Below are 18,554 nucleotides of genomic sequence, written 5' to 3'. Positions count from 1 at the left end.
CAGACACTTTTCAGTGGAGAGCAAGATGAACGTTCTGGTCACCGGCGGCTGCGGATATATCGGCAGCCACACCTGTCTGGCCCTGCAAGCGGCAGGCATGAATCCCGTGGTAGTCGACAACCTCGGCAACAGCAAGCGCAGCGTGCTGGCCCGAGTCGCCGCCATCAGCGGCCAGCAACCCGTGTTCTATCAAGGGGATATTCGCGATGCAGCCCTGCTGGACCGGATCTTTGCCGAACAGCAGATCGATGCGGTGATCCACTTTGCCGCCCTCAAAGCGGTCGGTGAATCGACCCGCATTCCACTGGATTATTACGAGAACAACCTCGGTGGCACCCTCACCCTGCTGCAGGCGATGAAGCGGGCTGGCGTGCACAATCTGGTGTTCAGCTCCTCGGCCACCGTCTACGGCGATCCCGCCAGTCTGCCGATCCGCGAGGATTTCCCCCGCAGCGCCACCAACCCCTACGGTCGCTCCAAGCTGATCATCGAGGAGCTCCTCGAGGATCTGCAGCTGGCCGAGCCGCACTGGAGCATGACCCTGCTGCGCTACTTCAATCCGGTCGGCGCCCACGAGTCGGGCACCATGGGGGAAGACCCCCAAGGCATTCCCAACAATCTGATGCCCTATATCACTCAGGTCGCCATCGGCCGTCGCGACTGCCTGTCGGTCTTTGGAAACGATTACCCAACTGTTGATGGCACCGGCGTGCGCGACTACATCCACGTGATGGATCTCGCCGAGGGGCATGTCAAGGCACTGCAACACTGCGCCGGCAAGGGTGGCGTGCACACCTACAACCTAGGCACCGGCCAGGGCCAGAGCGTATTGCAGCTGGTCGCCGCCTTCTCCAATGCCTGCGGCAAGCCGCTGCCGTTTCGCATCGAACCGCGTCGCCCGGGCGATATCGCCGCCTGCTGGGCCGATCCGGCCAAGGCCGAGCGCGAGCTGGGCTGGCAGGCAACCCGGGACATAGACGCCATGTGCGCCGACAGCTGGCGCTGGCAATCCGCCAACCCGAACGGTTACGAGGAGTAGGCCTGCCTGCTCCCTGTTAATAGACGACCTTATTTTTCAATACCTTATTCAGGAGAGATGATGTTCAACCCCGTCGATCATCCCCATCGCCGCTTCAACCCGCTGACCGGCCAGTATGTGCTGGTCTCCCCCCATCGGGCCAAACGCCCCTGGCAGGGGCAGGTGGAGAAAGTGAGTCAGGCCCCCAAACAGGTACATGATCCCGACTGCTTCCTCTGCGCGGGCAACACCCGGGTCACCGGCGACATCAACCCCGACTACAAGGGCACCTTCGTCTTTACCAACGACTTCGCCGCCCTGATGCAGGATACCCCGGCCGCCGATAGCGCCAGCGATCCCCTGCTGAAACTGGAAGCCGCCCGCGGCACCAGCCGGGTGATCTGCTTCTCGCCGGATCACGGCAAGACCCTGCCCGAGCTGCCGCTGCCCGCCATCGAGGGGGTGATCACCACCTGGATGGATCAGGTCACCGAGCTGTCAGCCCAGTGGGAGTGGGTGCAGGTATTTGAAAACAAAGGCGCCGTTATGGGCTGCTCCAACCCGCACCCCCACGGCCAGATCTGGGGCAGCGACTTCCTGCCCAACGAGATCGCCCGTGAAGAACAGCACCAGCGTGACTGGCTGGCCAAGCATGGCCGCCCCATGCTGCTGGAGTATGTGGAGCGGGAGCTGGCGGATCGCTCGCGCGTCGTGGTGGAGACCGAACACTGGCTCGCCGTAGTTCCCTTCTGGGCCGCCTGGCCGTTCGAAACCCTGCTGCTGCCCAAAGCGCACGTCCCCTCCATGCTCAACCTGACCAAGGCCCAGCAACAGGATCTGGCGGTGGCGCTCAAGGAACTCACCAGCCGCTACGACAACCTGTTCGAGTGCAGCTTCCCCTACTCCATGGGCTGGCACTTTGCACCGCCCAAGTCGGAGTGCCCCGAGGCGTGGCAGTTGCATGCCCACTTCTATCCGCCGCTGCTGCGCTCCGCCACCGTGCGCAAATTCATGGTCGGCTTCGAGATGCTGGCCGAAACCCAGCGCGACCTGACTCCGGAGCAGGCTGCCGAGCGGCTGCGCGCTCTGAGCCCCATTCACTACAACCAGACCAATCAAACCAATGAGGAGGCCCTATGACCCCGAGCCAACGCGTCAGCGCCGTTTTTGCCGAGCAATTTGCCAAAGCGCCCGATCTGCTGGTGCGCGCCCCCGGCCGCGTCAACCTCATCGGTGAACATACCGACTACAACGACGGCTTCGTGCTGCCCTGCGCCATCGACTACGAGACCTGCGTCGCCATCGGTCTGCGCGATGACCGGCAAGTACAGGTGATCGCCGCCGACTACGACAACCAGCGCGACCAGTTCGACCTCGACCAGCCCATCGAGCACCACCCCAGCCAGCGCTGGAGCGACTACATCCGCGGCGTGGTGAAGTATCTGCAGGAGCGCGGCTATACCCTGCGCGGCCTCGATCTGGTGGTCTCCGGCAACGTGCCGCAGGGGGCGGGGCTCTCCTCCTCAGCCTCACTGGAAGTGGCCATCGGTCAGGCCTTCAAGGAGGCGCTGGGGCTCGACATCAGCCAGGCCGAGATCGCCCTCAACGGCCAGCAGGCGGAGAACAAGTTCGTCGGCTGCAACTGCGGCCTCATGGATCAGATGATCTCCGCCAGCGGCAAAACTGACCACGCCCTGCTGCTCGACTGTCGCTCGCTGGAGACTCGCCTCATCCCCATGCCAGCGGATCTGGCTGTGCTGATCGTCAACTCCAATGTGCGCCGCGGTCTGGTGGACAGCGAATACAACACCCGCCGCCAGCAGTGCGAAGCGGCCGCCCATCACTACGGGGTCAAGGCGCTGCGCGATCTCGATCTGGCCGGACTGGAAGCGGGCAAAGCCGGGCTGGATGAGGCCTGCTATCGCCGTGCCCGCCACATCGTTGGGGAAAATGCCCGCACCCTGGCGGCCGCCGATGCGCTGGCGAGCCACGACCTGACCCGCCTCGGCGAGCTGATGGCCGAGTCGCACGCCGCCATGCGCGATGACTTCGAGATCACAGTGCCCGCCATCGACGGTCTAGTGGAGATCATCAAGGCTAAAATCGGCACAGATGGCGGCGTGCGGATGACCGGCGGCGGCTTCGGCGGCTGCGTGGTCGCCCTGTTGCGCCCCGAGAAGGTGGCCGAGGTGATTGCCGCCGTCGAAGCGGAGTATCCGGCCATCTCGGGCCTCAAGGCCGACTGCTACGTCTGCTCTGCCAGCGCCGGTGCAGGCAAGCTATGAGCAGCACCATGACGCCATTCGAACTGGAAAACGAGGAGGGGCTGCGGCTGCGCGGCCTCGATTTCGGCGCCACCCTCACCTCCCTCACCCTGCCGGTGGCGGGCAAACGGCGTGAAGTGCTGCTGGGCTGTGCCGACGACACCTATCCCGCCCAGCAGGTGTGGCTGGGCGCTGTGGCGGGGCGTTTTGCCAACCGCATCGGCGGCGCCGAACTGCTACGCGATGGCGAGCGCTGGTCGCTGGATGCCAATCAGGCACCCAACTGCCTGCATGGCGGGCAGGCGGGATTTCATCGCCAGCAGTGGCAAATCAAGGAGCTGGAAGCGGATCGGGTCAAGCTGGCGCTGCTCTCCCGAACGGGGGATCAGGGCTTTCCCGGCAATCTGCGGGTCACCCTGGAGTACCGGCTGGAGCAGAGCGATCTGGTGGTGGATTTCATCGCCAGCACGGATGCCACAACTCCGGTCAGCCTCACCAGCCACGCCTACTTCAATCTCGATGGGCAAACCGATGGCGACGATGTCCGTGACCACCTCATCAGCATCAATGCCGACCACTTCCTGCCGACCGACCCGAGCGGTTTGCCGATCGCCATCACTCCGGTGGAGGGGCCGTTCGATCTGCGCCGCGAGCGCCTTGTCGGACAGGATTGGCTGAGCCATCCCCAGCAGCAACAGGCCAAGGGGTACGATCACGCCTTTGTGCTCAACGGCCCGACATCAGAATGGGCCGCTCGGATAGTCTCTGGCGACAAGCAGCTGGCGATGGAGGTCTATACCAACCAGCCCTCGCTACAGTTCTACACCGGAAACTGGCTGGCCAATACCCCGAACCGTAGCGGCCAGTCGCACCGGGATCACGACGGCTTCTGTCTTGAGGCGCAACAGCTACCGGACAGCCCCAATCGCCCCGAGCTGGGCAACCCCTGGCTGCTGCCGGGCGGGCGTTATTACCACCAGACCCGCTACCGTTTTATCCGCGACTGACTTAAAGGTTTCATGATTTTTACATAGCCTCAGCAGTCACTATCGAGCAAGATAAGCCGCCCCGAGACCCTCCCGGGGCGTTTTACATCAACGAAGTTAAGGATTGTTTGTTCGATGACTGACACTTATAGCCTGCTGGTCGCCTTTATTCTGGGCGTCGTCGAGGGGCTGACCGAGTTCCTCCCCGTCTCCTCCACCGGCCACATGATTATCGTCGGCCATCTGCTGGGCTTTGAAGGGCCCAAGGCTGCCACTTTCGAAGTGGTGATCCAGCTTGGCTCCATCCTCGCCGTGGTCGCCGTCTTCTGGCGTCGCCTGTTTGGCCTGATTGGCATCCACTTTGGCCAGAAGCCGTCCCGGGATCACGCCACCCTGTCGCTGGTGCACGTCATCCTCGGCATGATGCCCGCCATCGTGGTCGGTCTGGCCATCCACAGCTGGATCAAGGCCAACCTGTTTGGTCCGCAGACCGTCATGTACGCGCTAGTTGCGGGCGGCATCCTGCTGATCATCGCCGAGAAGTTCCGCCCGGCCGTCACAGCTGAAACCCTGGATGACATCAGCTACAAGCAGGCGTTTGGCATCGGTCTGTTCCAGTGTCTGGCCCTGTGGCCCGGCTTCTCCCGCTCCGGCGCCACCATCAGTGGTGGCATGCTGATGGGGATCAGTCGTCACGCAGCCGCCGAGTTCTCCTTCATCATGGCGGTGCCCATGATGGTGGCGGCCAGCGGGCTTGATCTCTACAAGAGCCGCGATTTCCTCTCGATGGCCGACTTCCCGATGTTTGCAGTGGGCTTTATCACCGCCTTCGTGGTGGCGATGTTTGCGATCAAGACCTTCCTGACATTGATCCGCCGCATCGACTTTATCCCGTTCGCCATCTACCGCTTTGTCGTGGCATTCGCCGTCTATCTGGTGTTTGTCGCCTGACCGGCAGCCAGCCATGAAATGACAAAAGGGACCAACTTGGTCCCTTTTTCTATGGCGTCATGGTGCTCAGTAGAGGTGCTGGCTGATGCCGTTCAGCAGCCGCGACAGCCCCTTGGTAAACTGCACCGGCGCATCCTGCACCGTGTAGCAAAGGCAGCCATCCGGCGTGTGCGGGCTGTGGGAGTGGCTGGCATCGCGCCAGATGAAATCTCCCGCCTTGTAAAGGGTATCGCCATCCTGAATATTGCCAGCCAGCAGCAAGGTCAGCTCATAGCCCTGATGGGTGTGCTCAGGGATGCGGCCGCCCGCTTCGATATGGAGCAAACTGGCGCGCGCCCCCATCTCGTCCAGCGGCAAACTATGCTGACGAATAGCCCCGATATGGCGCCACTTGGGCGAACGATAACGGGCCAGCACCCGTGGCAAACGGTAGGCGTGACCGGCTACCTCCAGCTCTCCGGGCTGGGCTCGGGGTTGGTCATGTGTTGGCTCGGAGAGGGGCTCTGCAAGCGGCTGGGCCAGAATATCCGCCAGCATGGCGTCGAATCCGGCGTCCAGTCCCACTTCATCGCGGGAGGCCAGCTCGGGCTCTGCTGGCGAGGCAAGATATTGCTGCGCCAGCTCCTCTTCGAATGTCTTCAGTCGTGCAGCACAATCGGGGCAGAGTTCACAGTGGGCGGAGAGCCCTACCGCCAGCGGCAGAGGGAGCTCATCGGCGGCGAAGGCACGCAGCATAGGGTCGGTCGGATGGGCTTTAATCATGGCCTTGCTCCACTTGCTCTTTCAGTTTCTGTAACGCCAGTCTGAGGCGGGACTTGATGGTACCGAGCGGCACGCCGAGTCGCTCCGCCAGCTCTTGCTGGGAGAACTCCTGCAGATAGATGCCGCGCACCACCTGCTGTTGCGGCTCCGGCAGGGTGCCCAGATAGTGGGCCATCTGACGGGTCAGCACCGCATCCTCCCCCCCGCTCAGATGCTCCTCTTCGGCCTGAAACTCCAGCACGGGCCACAGCTCCTCGGCACAGAGATCCTCCTTGCTGGCGCGACGACGGCGCAGCATGTCGAAGCACTGGTTGCGCATCACGGTGTAGATCCAGGTGGCCGGCGCCCCCTTCTCGGGGTGGTAGAGGCGTGCCTTCTGCCACACCAGCAGCATGGTCTCCTGCACCAGCTCCATGGCGTTGGCCTCGCTGCCGAGATGGCGCAGCCCGTAGCTGCGAATGCGCGGCGCAAAGTGTTGGAACAGGCGAGCAAAAGCAGCCTTGTCGGCCTGCTCTGCCACCCTGATCAGCAGAGATTTGAGGTCGCCATCCGGGTTATCCATCACGGGCGAGGTCCTGCGTATGGTCGAGTGTGGTTGGCCAGTATATGCCATTGCGCCATCCCTTTGGTGTGCTGTCGAACATGCTGTGGTAATGACTTGTACGGCGCTGCGGCGCTGGCGGATCAGCGGGTCAGAAAAAATCAGTGGCTGGCCACCAGTACCCCCTTTAGTAAGGCGATGGCGGGCTGATTGTCGGCGGCGGCCAGCAGCAGTTGTTTCTGTTCAGGGGGGATCGGCAGCACCTCCAGCCAGCGCTGGGCCACCCAGTTACCATCGTCCCAGCGGGGGGCGGGATAGAGGGCGGCATAGTCTGGATAGTCGGCAAACACCTCCCGCAATGCCTCGACCAGCGGTTGCTGATCGGGATGGAGCCGGCGGGGCGGCCAGGCCGTCAGCGGCGTCACCTCGCCGATACGCAGGCCATCCTGCTCCTGCCACAGATCCTCTATCTGCACCCGCTCCATCCCCTGCACCGTGATCCCCAGCATGCCGTCCGGCAGCCGGTCGAAATCGATGATGGTGACCCGGGTGGCGATGGGCAGCATGTTGCGCAGGGCGTCGGGCTGGCGAGGGTCCACCATGCAGAGGGCAAAGCCGGACTCCCCCGCCTCTGCGATCATCCGCTGGTATCTCGGTTCGAAGATCCGCAGCGGCATGACGCCGCCGGGCAGCAGGTGGGCAGATAGGGGAAACAGCGCCAGTCGCATCGCAAACTCCTCGGTTGGGAACCTCTGTTGATACGCCGGGCCAGAGGGAGGAGATCATTCCCGTCATCGGAAAGGAAAAACCCTTAACAATCAGGGGAAAATAGCCTGGACAAGCCGCTTCGATATGCAGTAGAAATGGATAAGCACCGTAATTTCCGCCCAATATTCTGGAATATGGCGCTAAACGCAGTGAAATATCCGCCCGACAGCGAGCGGCGGGTCATCCCTATAGTTTTCTCGGGCCGATGCGGGTAAAATTCACGCCCTTATATATCAGTCATTTTTCGACGCGCAACCTTGGTGGTCAGTTATGAAAGAGCATATTCATCATCTACTTGAACAAACGGTAGCCAATCTCAAGTCAGCAGGCGTCCTGCCGGCGGACCTGGAAGCCCGCGTGCAAGTAGACCGATGCAAGGAAAAAGCTCACGGCGACCTGGCTACCAACCTGGCCATGCTGCTGGCCAAACCGGCCCGCAAGAATCCCCGTGAGCTGGCGGCGGCCATCATCGAGCACCTGCCCGCCTCCGACCTGATCGCCAAGGTCGAGATCGCCGGTCCCGGCTTCATCAACTTCTTCTTCGACCAGCGCTGGCTGGCCGGTCAGGTCGAGGCCATGGTGACCTCTGCCAACGCCAACGTACGGTTGCCCGCTCCACAAACCGTGGTGGTGGACTACTCCGCCCCCAACGTGGCCAAAGAGATGGCGGTGCACCACATCCGCTCCACCGTACTCGGTGACGTGGCTGCGCGCGCGCTGGAATTCCTCGGCCACAAAGTGATCCGTGCCAACCACATCGGTGACTGGGGCACCCAGTTCGGCATGCTGATCGCCTATCTGGAAAAGATGTCCAACGAGCACGCCAGCGACATGGCGCTCAAGGATCTGGAAGCCTTCTACACCCAGGCCAAGCGTTGCTACGACGAAGACGAAGCCTTCGCCGAGCGCGCCCGTAACTACGTGGTCAAGCTGCAGGGCGGCGATGAGTACTGCCGTACCATGTGGAAGAAGCTGGTCGACATGACCATGGAACAGAACCAGATCAACTACGACCGCCTGAATGTCTCCCTGACCAACAAGGACATCATGGGCGAGTCCATGTACAACGACATGCTGCCGGAGATCGTGGCAGACCTGAAAGCCAAGGGGCTGGCGGTCGAGAGCGAAGGCGCCACCGTTGTCTTCCTGGACGAGTTCAAGAACAAGGATGGCGAGGCCATGGGCGTCATCATCCAGAAGAGCGATGGCGGTTTCCTCTACACCACCACCGACATCGCCTGTGCCAAATACCGTTATGAGACCCTGGGCGCCGACCGTGTCATGTACTTCATCGACTCCCGTCAGCACCAGCACCTGATGCAGGCCTGGACCATCACCCGCAAGGCGGGCTATGTGCCGGAATCCGTACCGCTTGAGCACCACGCTTTCGGCATGATGCTGGGCAAGGATGGTCGTCCCTACAAGACCCGCTCTGGTGGCACCGTCAAGCTGGTTGACCTGCTGAACGAAGCCGAAGAGCGCGCCGCTGCCCTGCTGGAAAGCCGCAACAGCGACCTCTCTGCCGAAGAGAAGGCCAACGTGGTCAACGCCATCGCCATGGGCGCGGTCAAGTATGCGGATCTCTCCAAGAACCGCACTACCGACTACATCTTCGACTGGGATCTGATGCTGTCGTTTGAAGGCAACACTGCCCCTTACCTGCAGTACGCCTATACCCGTATCCAGTCCATCTTCCGCAAGGCCAACATCGATGCCGAGACGCTGACCGGCAACGTGACCCTGAACGAAGAGGCCGAAGAGGTGCTGGCCCAGAAGCTGATCCAGTTCTCCGACGCGGTCAACGGCGTGGCCGACAAAGGCATGCCGCACCTGCTCTGTACCTACCTGTACGAGTTGTCCGGCAACTTCATGACCTTCTATGAAGCCTGCCCGATCAACAAGGATGGCGTGGACGAAGCGACCCGTCAGAGCCGTCTGCTGCTGTGTGCCGCCACCGCCAAGGTGCTGAAACTGGGCCTCGGCGTACTGGGCATCCATACCCTGGAGCGCATGTAATAGATGGCAACCCGGGATTATGTCGGCAGCCGCCCGCGACGTCGGGCGGGTGGCCGCAATACCAAGAAAGCGGCCCCTCGCCGCTTTCCTGTTATTCCAGTGCTGCTGGTCGTGGCACTGCTGGCAGGCTTTGGTGGCTTCCTCTACATGATCAATGGCAAGGGCAACGACGCCCCCACCATTGAGGAGCAGGTAAAAGCCAACAAGCCAAAAGCGCAGAATAACGGGCTGCCTCAGGAGAAGTGGAGCTACATCGAACGGCTTGAGAACAAGCAGGTCGATATCATAGAGCCGCCGACCCAGCCGGGTGTGCTGCCGCCACCGCCGGCAGATACCATGACCCTGCAGCCGGAAAAACTGCCGCAGCCGGTGCCGACCGACATTCCCCAACCGGGAACGCCCATCGGCCAGCCCAAGCCCTATCAGCCCAATCCGGCGACCACCCCTTCCACCTCCGGTGCACCGGTTGCCAGCGCGCAAGAGCAGGTGATCGACCGCAAGGCCGAACGGGAACGGATGGAGCGGGAGATCCGCGCCGAGCTGGAACGGGAGCGGGCCGAAGCGGCCAAGGCCAAAGCGGCCACTCCGCCAGCCCAGACCGCAGCCGCCGACAGCGGTCGCTATATGATGCAGTGCGCCGCCCTGCGCTCGCAGGATTCCGCAGAGTCGCTCAAGGCGCGTATCGCCTTCACCGCCGGCCTCTCTTCCAGCCTGCAGGTGATCAATGGCGCCAACGGCACCGTCTACAAGGTGATGGTGGGCCCCTTCAACGGCAAGGCGGCCGCCGACGCGGCCAACAGCAAGCTGCAGAGCTCCGGCATCAGCGGCTGCATTCCCAAGAAAGGGTAATCCGCTTACCGATGACGCAGGGCCGGGTGGCAACACCCGGCCCTGTTCTTTTGGTGTCACTTCTTTTGGTGTCACTTCTTTTGGTGTCACTCGCACCCACGCTCTTTACTACCCCGTTTATCCCGACCAAGGGCAGGGTTGAAAAGCCCGTTTGCCATCCCCATCTTTCTTGCCATGCACAGTCAGGCCGTCATTCGGCTCAAGCGAGGTAAGTAAAGTGACTACCATAGTTTCAGTTCGCCGCAACGGTCAGGTCGTCATCGGTGGCGATGGCCAGGTCTCTCTTGGCAACACCGTCATGAAGGGCAACGCCCGCAAGGTTCATCGCCTCTATAACGGCAAGGTGCTGGCCGGTTTCGCTGGCGGTACCGCCGACGCCTTCACACTGCTCGAACGTTTCGAAGCAAAACTGCAGGCCCATCAGGGTAATCTGGAGCGCGCCGCCGTGGCGCTGGCCAAAGATTGGCGCACCGATCGCGCCCTGCGCCGCCTTGAAGCGCTGCTGGCCGTGGCCGACGAACACAAATCCTTCATCATCACCGGCAACGGTGACGTGGTGCAGCCGGAGCACGATCTCATCGCCATCGGCAGCGGTGGCAACTTCGCCCAATCCGCCGCCATCGCGCTGCTGGAAAACACCGAGCTGGATGCCAGGACCATTGTCGAGAAGTCCCTCAAGATTGCGGGCGACATCTGCGTCTTCACCAACGGCAACCACACCATCGAAGTGCTGGACTACGCTGCCAAGTAAGGCCGCCAAATAAGGCGCCAGCCAACCCAATTTCCCAAGGGGTGGGCACTGCCCGCCCCGGATACAGGAACACCATCATGTCCGAGATGACCCCGAGAGAAATCGTCCACGAGCTGGACAGACACATCATTGGTCAGGCCGATGCCAAGCGCGCCGTTGCCGTTGCCCTGCGCAACCGCTGGCGCCGGATGCAGCTCAACGAAGAGATGCGCCATGAAGTGACCCCGAAGAACATCCTGATGATCGGCCCGACCGGTGTCGGCAAAACCGAGATCGCCCGTCGTCTGGCCAAGCTGGCCAACGCCCCCTTCATCAAGGTGGAAGCGACCAAGTTCACCGAAGTGGGCTATGTCGGCAAGGAAGTGGACAGCATCATCCGCGATCTGACCGATGCCGCCATCAAGCTGGTGCGCGAAACCGAGATGGAGAAGATGAAATACCGCGCCGAGGAAGCCGCCGAAGAGCGCATCCTCGACGCCCTGCTGCCCAACCCCCGCAACACCTGGGGTGAGGAAGAGAAGCCGACAACTCCAACACCCGCCAGATCTTCCGCAAGAAACTGCGGGAAGGTCAGCTGGATGACAAGGAGATCGAGCTGGAGCTCTCCGCCTCCCCGATGGGCGTCGAAATCATGACCCCGCCGGGCATGGAAGAGATGGCCAACCAGCTGCAGGGGCTGTTCCAGAATCTGGGCCAGAACCAGAAGAAGAAGCGCAAGATCAAGGTCAAAGAGGCCATGAAGGCGCTGATCGAAGAGGAAGCGGCCCGCCTGGTCAATCCGGAAGAGCTGAAGCAGAAAGCGATCGCTGCGGTCGAGAACAACGGCATCGTCTTCCTCGACGAGATCGACAAGATCTGCAAGCGCGGTGAGAGCTCGGGCCCCGATGTCTCCCGTGAAGGGGTACAGCGCGACCTGCTGCCGCTGGTTGAAGGTTGCACCGTCAACACCAAGCACGGCATGGTCAAGACCGACCATATCCTGTTTGTCGCCTCCGGCGCCTTCCAGATCGCCAAGCCGTCCGACCTCATCCCCGAGCTGCAGGGCCGTCTGCCGATCCGCGTCGAGCTGACCGCCCTGACCACAGATGACTTCGAGCGCATCCTGACCGAACCGAACGCCTCGCTGACCGATCAGTACAAGGCGCTGATGGCCACCGAAGGGGTCAACATCGAGTTCACCAAGGATGGCATCCGCCGTCTGGCCGAAGCGGCCTGGCAGGTCAACGAGCGTACCGAGAACATCGGTGCCCGTCGTCTGCACACCGTGATGGAGCGCCTGATGGAAGATATCTCCTATGACGCCTCCGAGAAGTCCGGCGAGACCTTTGTCATCGACACCGACTACGTCAACGCCCACCTCGGTGCGCTTGTCGAGGATGAAGATCTGAGCCGCTTTATTCTGTAAGCGCAGTTCTGTTTGTAAAAAAACGCCTCCAGAAATGGGGGCGTTTTGCATTTTAAGCCCCTAACCACCCTCTCCAGCCATTGACGAGACTGTCAACTAAAGCACTGATATTATTGGTTTTTCTATCTAATGGAGCATGCCAATGACTGAACGTGAACCGGATATTGTGACAGTGAATGGTCGTCAGATTGATTTCATTGAGATCCATGAGGACGGCCCCCTTGTGCCACTTATTTTGAGCAGATCACAGGGTGGCGGAGTAATCCAACTCGGAGGCTCAGGACAAAAAATTCGCCTGAGCATCAATCCAGGCAGCAGCGATTGGCAATGGCTTGACTCAATATCTCGGCAAAGAAGATACAGCTTGGATTTTGAATCTACTTGCATCGCTACATTAAGAAAAAAGATCGGTAAACGTGGTTCTATTGTCGGCAATACCCACGACACTTGGTATCTCGAGTTTCCTGACTGGGACACCAGCCAATAAGCGACATCATGGACGCCTCCCTATGTGGAGGCGTCCTTTTCATCTCCGCTGAAATTCGCTCAAAAAAAGATCTGTCTACTTCTGTGCAATTGATTTATACATACGTATAAATCAGATCACAATCTGTGCAACAGGAACCAGAAAGATGAATCCAACCCGGCAGAAACTGCTCGATACCGGCCTCGCCATCGCCACCGAGAAGGGGCTGCGCGGCCTGACGGTGCGCGAGCTGGCGGCGGCGGCAGAGGTGAACCTCGGCTCCTTCGTCTACCACTTCGGCAACCGCGACGCCTTTATCGACGAGCTGGTCGAGCTCTGGTATGCCCCCCTCTATGACGAGCTCAAGGCGGTGGCAGCCAAAGGCTCCTACCCCTCTGCCATTGCCATGTTCGAGGCCACCATGGAGGCGCTGATCGGGCTGGTTGCGCGCCAGCGCGGCTTTATCAACCACCTGTTTGGCGATGCACTGGCAGGCGAAGGGGCGGCCCAGCGCTTTCTGCTCAGCCTGCCGCGCCGCCATCCCCTGCTGCTGATCGAACAGGTGCGCAAGGCACAGACGGAAGGGTCGCTGGTCACGGGCCACCCGCTCCAGCTGATGATCTTCATCATGGGGTCGGTCGGTCTGCCGCTGGTGATCGCCGGCAGCGGTCGTCAGCTCGGCTGGTTGCCCGAACAGGCCGCCCCCTTTCTCAGCCAGATAGACAACCCCGAGGCTGCCAGACAGCGGCTGGTATGGGCACTGCGCGGCCTGCGCCCCAGCGATATGAAAGAAGGAGACGCGGCATGAAGCAACGCATTGCCATCGCAGCCCTGCTGCTAACCGTTATCGGCGGCTACCTCTGGTGGCAGGGGCGCCCCGCCGACGGCTCCATCCTCTACGGCAATGTCGATATTCGCGACGTCAATCTGGCCTTTCGGGTCGGCGGCCGCGTCGATCAGGTGCTGGTCGATGAGGGGGATAGGATAAAAGCCGGTCAACTGCTGGCCCGCCTCGATCCGGTTCCCCTCACCCACAGCCGCGACAGCGCCTGCGCCAATCTGGCCGCGCTCACTGCCGCCAACGCCTTGATCCACAAAGGCTATCGCAGCGAAGAGACCGACCGAGCCCGGGCCGCACTGGCCGCCGCCGAAGCCGCTGCGCTGGAGGCCGACCAGCAGTGGCGCCGCCAGAGCGCATTGGCAGCCACCGGCGCCATCTCACGCGGTCAGCTCGATACCGCCCGCTCCCAGCGGGATCAGACCCAGGCGCAGGTGCGCTCCGCCCGCGAACAGCTCGCCCAGCTCGAAACCGGCTACCGCCCGGAGGAAATTGCCCAGTCCGATGCCCAACTGGAAGGGGCCAAAGCGGCGCTCGCCAGTGCCGAACTGGCGCTGGCAGATGCCAACCTGACCGCCCCCAGCGACGGCATCATCATCAGTCGCGCCATCGAGAACGGCAGCATGGTGCAGAGTGGAGCGACCGCCTTCAACCTCTCCCTGACCGCGCCAGTCTGGGTGCGCGCCTATGTGGAGGAGCCCTGGCTCGGCCACTTCCCGAGCGGCGCCAAAGTGACCCTCACCACCGACTCGCGGCCGGATCAGCCCTATCACGGGGTGGTGGGATTTGTCTCGCCGACCGCCGAGTTCACCCCGAAATCGGTGGAGACGCCTGACTTGCGCACTCACCTCGTCTACCGGCTGCGTATCGTGGTGCAGGACCCCGACCCGGCCCTGCGCCAAGGGATGCCGGTCACCGTCAGGCTGGCGCCATGAGCTGCGCCATCTCCCTTGAGGGGCTCACCAAACGCTTTGGCGAGCGGGTCGCCCTCAACGCCATCTCGGCCACCATTCCGGCTGGCGGCATCACCGGGCTGGTCGGCCCCGACGGCGCCGGCAAGAGCACTTTGCTACGCCTGCTGGCCGGTCTGCTGATCCCGGAAGCGGGCACCATCCGGGTGCTGGGGCTGGATCCGGTAAGCGAGGGGGATCTGCTGCGCCAGCGCCTCGGCTACATGCCCCAGCAGTTCGGCCTCTACGAGGATCTCAGCGTGCTGGAGAACCTCACCCTCTACGCTGACTTGCGCGGCGTACTGGAGCCCGAACGCACACCCACCTTCGCGCGGCTGCTCGCCTTCACCGATCTTGCCCGCTTCACCGCGCGGCCTGCGGGCAAGCTCTCTGGCGGGATGAAACAAAAACTCGGGCTAGCCTGCGCCCTGCTCGGCACCCCGGATGTGCTGCTGCTCGACGAACCGGGGGTCGGGGTCGATCCCATCTCCCGCCGCGCCCTCTGGCAGATGGTGCGCGAGCTGGCCAAGGGAGGGATGACGGTACTCTGGAGTACCGCCTATCTCGATGAGGCGGAGCTGTGCGACCACGTGCTGCTGATGGCAGATGGCGAGGTGCGTACCAGCGGCACGCCAGCCGATCTGATGGGGGCCATGGCCAGCCGCTGCTGGCTGCTGGAGGCGGGGCAACTGGATGGCCGCGAGCGGCGCGCCCTGCTGCGCCGGGCACTGGCTCACCCGGCGGTGATGGATGGCGCGGTGGCAGGGGAGCGGGTTCGCCTGCTGCTGCACCCGGGCATGACACCCCCACCGCTGGCGGAGCTGCATCTCGCCAACGGCGCTTTTCAACCGGCCCAGCCCGGCTGGAGGATGCCTTTATCGACCTGCTCGGCGGCGGTCCCGGCGGAGAGTCGAGTCTGGCGGCCGGGATGCGCGAAGCAGAACTGCCGCAGGGGGTCTCCCCCGAGGCGGTGATCGAAGCGCGCCACCTCACCAAGCGGTTCGGCGATTTTGCCGCCACCGATGATGTCAGCTTTGCGGTGCGCCGCGGCGAAATCTTCGGCCTGCTCGGCCCCAACGGGGCGGGCAAGTCCACCACCTTCAAGATGGAGTGCGGCCTGCTGCGCCCGAGCGAGGGACAGGCGCTGGTGACCGGCATCGATCTGGCCCACAGCCCCTCGGCGGCACGTCAGCGCCTCGGTTACATGGCGCAGAAGTTCTCCCTCTACAAGCAGCTCACCGTGGCGCAGAACCTCTCCTTCTTCGCCGGTATCTACGGCCTGTTCGGCCGCCACCAGCAGACGCGGATCGACGCCATGGTGACCGCTTTTGCCCTCACCCCCTGGCTCGATCAGAAGGCGGAATCCCTACCGCTCGGCCTGCGCCAGCGTCTTTCACTCGCCTGCGCCCTGCTGCACGAACCGCCGCTGCTGTTTCTCGACGAGCCCACCTCCGGGGTCGATCCGGTAACCCGGCGCGAGTTCTGGTCGCACATCAACGCGCTGGCCGACCACGGCGTCACCGTGCTGGTCACCACCCACTTTATGGATGAGGCGGAGTATTGCGACCGCATCGCCCTCATCTATCGCGGCAAGCTGCTGGCGCTCGGCACTCCGGACGATCTCAAGGGGCTGGCCGCCAAAGAGGCGGCGACTTCTCTGCCAACCGGCTCCTTGCCGACCTGTTCTTTGCCAACAATGGAAGAGGCCTTTATCACCCTGGTCGAGCGGGCCAGCGAGGAGGACGCATGAGTATCAACCGTCGGCGACTGCTGGCCCTCTGCCGCAAGGAGACGCTGCAAATCGTCCGTGACCCGAGCAGCATCCTCATCGCCTTCATCATGCCGGTGGTACTGCTGGTAGTGATGGGTTACGCCATTAATCTGGATGTGGACCATCTGCGTCTCGGCATCTGGCGTACCGATAGCGGCGCCCCGGCGGTGCGGCTGGAGCAAACCCTGCGCGGCTCTACCGCACTGGAGATCCACAGCGGGCCGAGCAAGGAGTCCCTGCTCGCCAGTCTGGCCCGTGGCGAGATCCGCGGCCTGCTGGTGATCGATGACGACTTCTCCCGCACTATGGCCGGTCAGGGCAATGGCACGCCGCAGGCACTGCTGCTGACCGACGGCTCCGAGCCCAACACCGCCAACTTCGTCACCAACTATGTGCAGGGGATCTGGCAGGGGTGGCTCGCTGGCGAGGGGGTCGCCATGCAGGTGTCGATAGAGAGCCGCGCCTGGTTCAATCCGGCGCTGGTGAGCCGCAACTTTCTGGTGCCGGGCTCCATTGCGGTGGTGATGACCATCATAGGCGCCCTGCTCACCTCGCTGGTGGTGGCGCGGGAGTGGGAGCGCGGCACCATGGAGGCGCTGCTCGCCACCCCGGTCACCAAGGGGGAGCTGCTGCTCTCCAAGCTGCTGCCCTACTATGGCCTTGGCATCATCGCCATGCTGCTCTGCCTGCTCTTCTCGGTGGCGGTGATGGGCGTGCCATGGCGCGGCTCCCTGCTGCTGCTCTTTCTGGTCACCAGCGTCTTTCTCGGCAGCGCGCTCGGACTCGGGCTGTTCCTCTCCACCGTGATGCGCAGCCAGTTCAATGCCGCGCAGGCAGCGCTGATCGCCGCCTTTCTGCCCGCGGTGATGCTGTCGGGCTTCGTGTTCGAGATCGCCAGCATGCCGCCTTGGCTTCGGGCCATCACTCACCTCATTCCGGCCCGTTACTTCGCGAGCTCGCTGCAGACCCTCTATCAGGCGGGCAGCGTCTTCTCGATCCTGCTGGTCAACGGTTTCTGTCTGCTGCTGCTGGCCGGTTTCTGGCTGGCCCTGACCGCCCGCAAGACGCGGCGCACTCTGGAGTAACCCATGCTGATCCGACTCTGGTGGCTGATCCGAAAAGAGCTGCAGGCCCTGATGGGCAATACTCAGGGGCGCTTTCTGCTCATCATGCCGGTGCTGCTGCAGACCGCCCTCTTCCCGTTCGCCGCCACTCTGGAGGTGACCGGCAACACGCTGGCCATCTACAACCAGGATGGCGGTGCCCAGAGCCGCGAGCTGCTGGAGCGTCTCACCCATATGCCCGCCTTCACCACCATCATCTCGGTGCAAGGCGAGGCGGGCATGACCGAGGCCATCACCGGACAGCAGGCGCTGCTCGGGCTGATTATTCCGGGTGATTTCTCCCGCCGATTGGCGCGTGGCGAACCGGCCAAGGTGCAGCTGATTATCGACGGCCGCCGCTCCAACGGCGGTCAGGTGGCGGCGGGCTACATCAGTCAGGTGATTGCCCGCTGGCAAAGTGAGGGCAAGGGGCAACCCGAGCTGGCGGTGCGCAACCTCTACAACCCCAACGTCGAGTTCCACTGGCATATCCTGCCGGCGCTGGTGGCCATCATCACCACCACCGGTTGTCTGATCGTTACCGCCCTCTCGGTCGCGCGGGAGCGGGAGGAGGGCACCTTCGATCAGCTGCTGGTCTCTCCCCTCACCGCGGGCTGGATCATGGCGGGCAAGGCGGTGCCCGGCATCATGGTGGCGGTGGGACAAGGGTGCATAGTCGCGCTGGCCGCCCGTTTTATCTTTCACCTCCCCTTTGCCGGCAGCCTCAGCCTGCTGATGGCGGGCATGGTCTGCTACGGGCTGGCACTGGCCGGGATCGGGCTCTTCATCTCGTCGTTCTGCTCGACCCAGCAGCAGGCCTTTCTCGGAGTCTTCTCCTTCACCGTACCGGCGGTGATCCTCTCGGGCTACATCTCGCCGGTGGAGAACATGCCGCAGGTGTTCCAGTGGCTGGCGGCCATCGACCCCCTCACCCACTTCATCGTGCTGCTCAAGGGGGTCTTCCTCAAGGGGTTCGACTGGTCGGCCGCCTGGCCCCTGCTCTGGCCACTGCTCGCCATCGCTGGCGTCACCCTGTCGCTGGCGCTCGCCATGTTCCGCCGCCATATCGCCTGACGCGCCACCTTGCTCAGCTGATGCCCATTGATGCCGGTCTA

General features: G+C 62.7%; 18 protein-coding genes and 1 pseudogene. 16 read left to right on the top strand and 3 right to left on the bottom strand.

What is annotated here, in order from left to right; all coding sequences use genetic code 11:
• The first annotated feature begins 25 nt into the window (after positions 1-25).
• The 5 genes from galE (at position 26) to bacA (ending at position 5,219) form a co-directional block, all read left to right on the top strand.
• The gene (galE, locus tag ACTG19_RS13650) at positions 26-1,039 is read left to right on the top strand and encodes a UDP-glucose 4-epimerase GalE (protein WP_439989172.1); all 1,014 of its coding nucleotides are present in this window, start codon (positions 26-28) and stop codon (positions 1,037-1,039) included.
• Between the two features lie 60 nt (positions 1,040-1,099).
• Positions 1,100-2,158 (top strand): UDP-glucose--hexose-1-phosphate uridylyltransferase, encoded by a 1,059-nt coding sequence (locus tag ACTG19_RS13645; RefSeq protein ID WP_439989171.1) that lies wholly within the window; start codon positions 1,100-1,102, stop codon positions 2,156-2,158.
• Positions 2,155-3,303: a galactokinase gene (gene galK, locus ACTG19_RS13640; protein ID WP_439989170.1), complete on the top strand. Its 1,149-nt coding sequence runs from the start codon at positions 2,155-2,157 to the stop codon at positions 3,301-3,303. Before ACTG19_RS13645 ends, galK begins: the two co-directional genes overlap by 4 nt.
• Positions 3,300-4,289: a galactose-1-epimerase gene (gene galM / locus ACTG19_RS13635; protein WP_439989169.1), complete on the top strand. Its 990-nt coding sequence runs from the start codon at positions 3,300-3,302 to the stop codon at positions 4,287-4,289. The genes galK and galM overlap by 4 nt, the downstream gene beginning before the upstream one ends.
• A gap of 114 nt (positions 4,290-4,403) precedes the next feature.
• A complete protein-coding gene (bacA, locus tag ACTG19_RS13630) occupies positions 4,404-5,219 on the top strand; it encodes an undecaprenyl-diphosphate phosphatase (protein WP_439989168.1) in 816 nt (271 codons plus the stop codon).
• A gap of 66 nt (positions 5,220-5,285) precedes the next feature.
• On the opposite strand, the gene ACTG19_RS13625 is transcribed toward bacA, so the two are convergent.
• The 3 genes from ACTG19_RS13625 to ACTG19_RS13615 form a co-directional block, all read right to left on the bottom strand.
• Positions 5,286-5,981 (bottom strand): ChrR family anti-sigma-E factor, encoded by a 696-nt coding sequence (locus tag ACTG19_RS13625; RefSeq protein ID WP_255911619.1) that lies wholly within the window; start codon positions 5,979-5,981, stop codon positions 5,286-5,288.
• The gene (locus tag ACTG19_RS13620; RefSeq protein WP_058056409.1) at positions 5,974-6,543 is read right to left on the bottom strand and encodes a sigma-70 family RNA polymerase sigma factor; all 570 of its coding nucleotides are present in this window, start codon (positions 6,541-6,543) and stop codon (positions 5,974-5,976) included. The genes ACTG19_RS13625 and ACTG19_RS13620 overlap by 8 nt, the downstream gene beginning before the upstream one ends.
• Before the next feature lie 140 nt (positions 6,544-6,683).
• On the bottom strand, positions 6,684-7,250 hold the full coding sequence (locus tag ACTG19_RS13615) for an LON peptidase substrate-binding domain-containing protein (RefSeq protein WP_101530424.1): 567 nt from the start codon (positions 7,248-7,250) through the stop codon (positions 6,684-6,686).
• Between the two features lie 310 nt (positions 7,251-7,560).
• On the opposite strand from ACTG19_RS13615, the gene argS reads away from it, so the two are divergent.
• The 11 genes and pseudogenes from argS (at position 7,561) to ACTG19_RS13560 (ending at position 18,513) form a co-directional block, all read left to right on the top strand.
• Positions 7,561-9,306, top strand: a complete 1,746-nt coding sequence (argS, locus tag ACTG19_RS13610; protein ID WP_005355547.1) for an arginine--tRNA ligase — start codon at positions 7,561-7,563, stop codon at positions 9,304-9,306.
• Positions 9,307-9,309: 3 nt separating this feature from the next.
• Positions 9,310-10,155, top strand: a complete 846-nt coding sequence (locus ACTG19_RS13605) for an SPOR domain-containing protein (RefSeq protein WP_005340771.1) — start codon at positions 9,310-9,312, stop codon at positions 10,153-10,155.
• 217 nt (positions 10,156-10,372) lie between these two features.
• The gene (gene hslV, locus ACTG19_RS13600; protein ID WP_005342555.1) at positions 10,373-10,906 is read left to right on the top strand and encodes an ATP-dependent protease subunit HslV; all 534 of its coding nucleotides are present in this window, start codon (positions 10,373-10,375) and stop codon (positions 10,904-10,906) included.
• Between the two features lie 77 nt (positions 10,907-10,983).
• Positions 10,984-12,311, top strand: a pseudogene (gene hslU, locus ACTG19_RS13595) (HslU--HslV peptidase ATPase subunit).
• A 142-nt stretch (positions 12,312-12,453) separates the two neighbouring features.
• A complete protein-coding gene (locus ACTG19_RS13590; RefSeq protein WP_113740184.1) occupies positions 12,454-12,798 on the top strand; it encodes a hypothetical protein in 345 nt (114 codons plus the stop codon).
• 145 nt (positions 12,799-12,943) lie between these two features.
• Complete coding sequence (locus ACTG19_RS13585; RefSeq protein ID WP_113740185.1) at positions 12,944-13,585, top strand: TetR/AcrR family transcriptional regulator; 642 nt, start codon at positions 12,944-12,946, stop codon at positions 13,583-13,585.
• On the top strand, positions 13,582-14,550 hold the full coding sequence (hlyD, locus tag ACTG19_RS13580; RefSeq protein ID WP_113740186.1) for a secretion protein HlyD: 969 nt from the start codon (positions 13,582-13,584) through the stop codon (positions 14,548-14,550). The genes ACTG19_RS13585 and hlyD overlap by 4 nt, the downstream gene beginning before the upstream one ends.
• Complete coding sequence (locus ACTG19_RS13575; protein ID WP_439989167.1) at positions 14,547-15,539, top strand: ABC transporter ATP-binding protein; 993 nt, start codon at positions 14,547-14,549, stop codon at positions 15,537-15,539. The genes hlyD and ACTG19_RS13575 overlap by 4 nt, the downstream gene beginning before the upstream one ends.
• Positions 15,494-16,315 carry an ABC transporter ATP-binding protein gene (locus ACTG19_RS13570; protein WP_439989166.1) on the top strand — a complete coding sequence of 274 codons (822 nt, stop codon included), beginning with the start codon at positions 15,494-15,496 and terminating at the stop codon, positions 16,313-16,315. The genes ACTG19_RS13575 and ACTG19_RS13570 overlap by 46 nt, the downstream gene beginning before the upstream one ends.
• Positions 16,312-17,421, top strand: coding sequence for an ABC transporter permease (locus tag ACTG19_RS13565; RefSeq protein WP_113740188.1), 1,110 nt, complete (start codon positions 16,312-16,314; stop codon positions 17,419-17,421). The genes ACTG19_RS13570 and ACTG19_RS13565 overlap by 4 nt, the downstream gene beginning before the upstream one ends.
• A gap of 3 nt (positions 17,422-17,424) precedes the next feature.
• On the top strand, positions 17,425-18,513 hold the full coding sequence (locus ACTG19_RS13560) for an ABC transporter permease (protein ID WP_439989165.1): 1,089 nt from the start codon (positions 17,425-17,427) through the stop codon (positions 18,511-18,513).
• The last annotated feature ends 41 nt before the right edge of the window (positions 18,514-18,554 follow it).

The organism is Aeromonas sp. 3P, from assembly GCF_051919745.1.
Lineage (GTDB): Bacteria > Pseudomonadota > Gammaproteobacteria > Enterobacterales > Aeromonadaceae > Aeromonas > Aeromonas veronii.
Note: the sequence above shows the minus strand (reverse complement) of the source record. Positions and strands in the feature narration are given on the sequence as shown.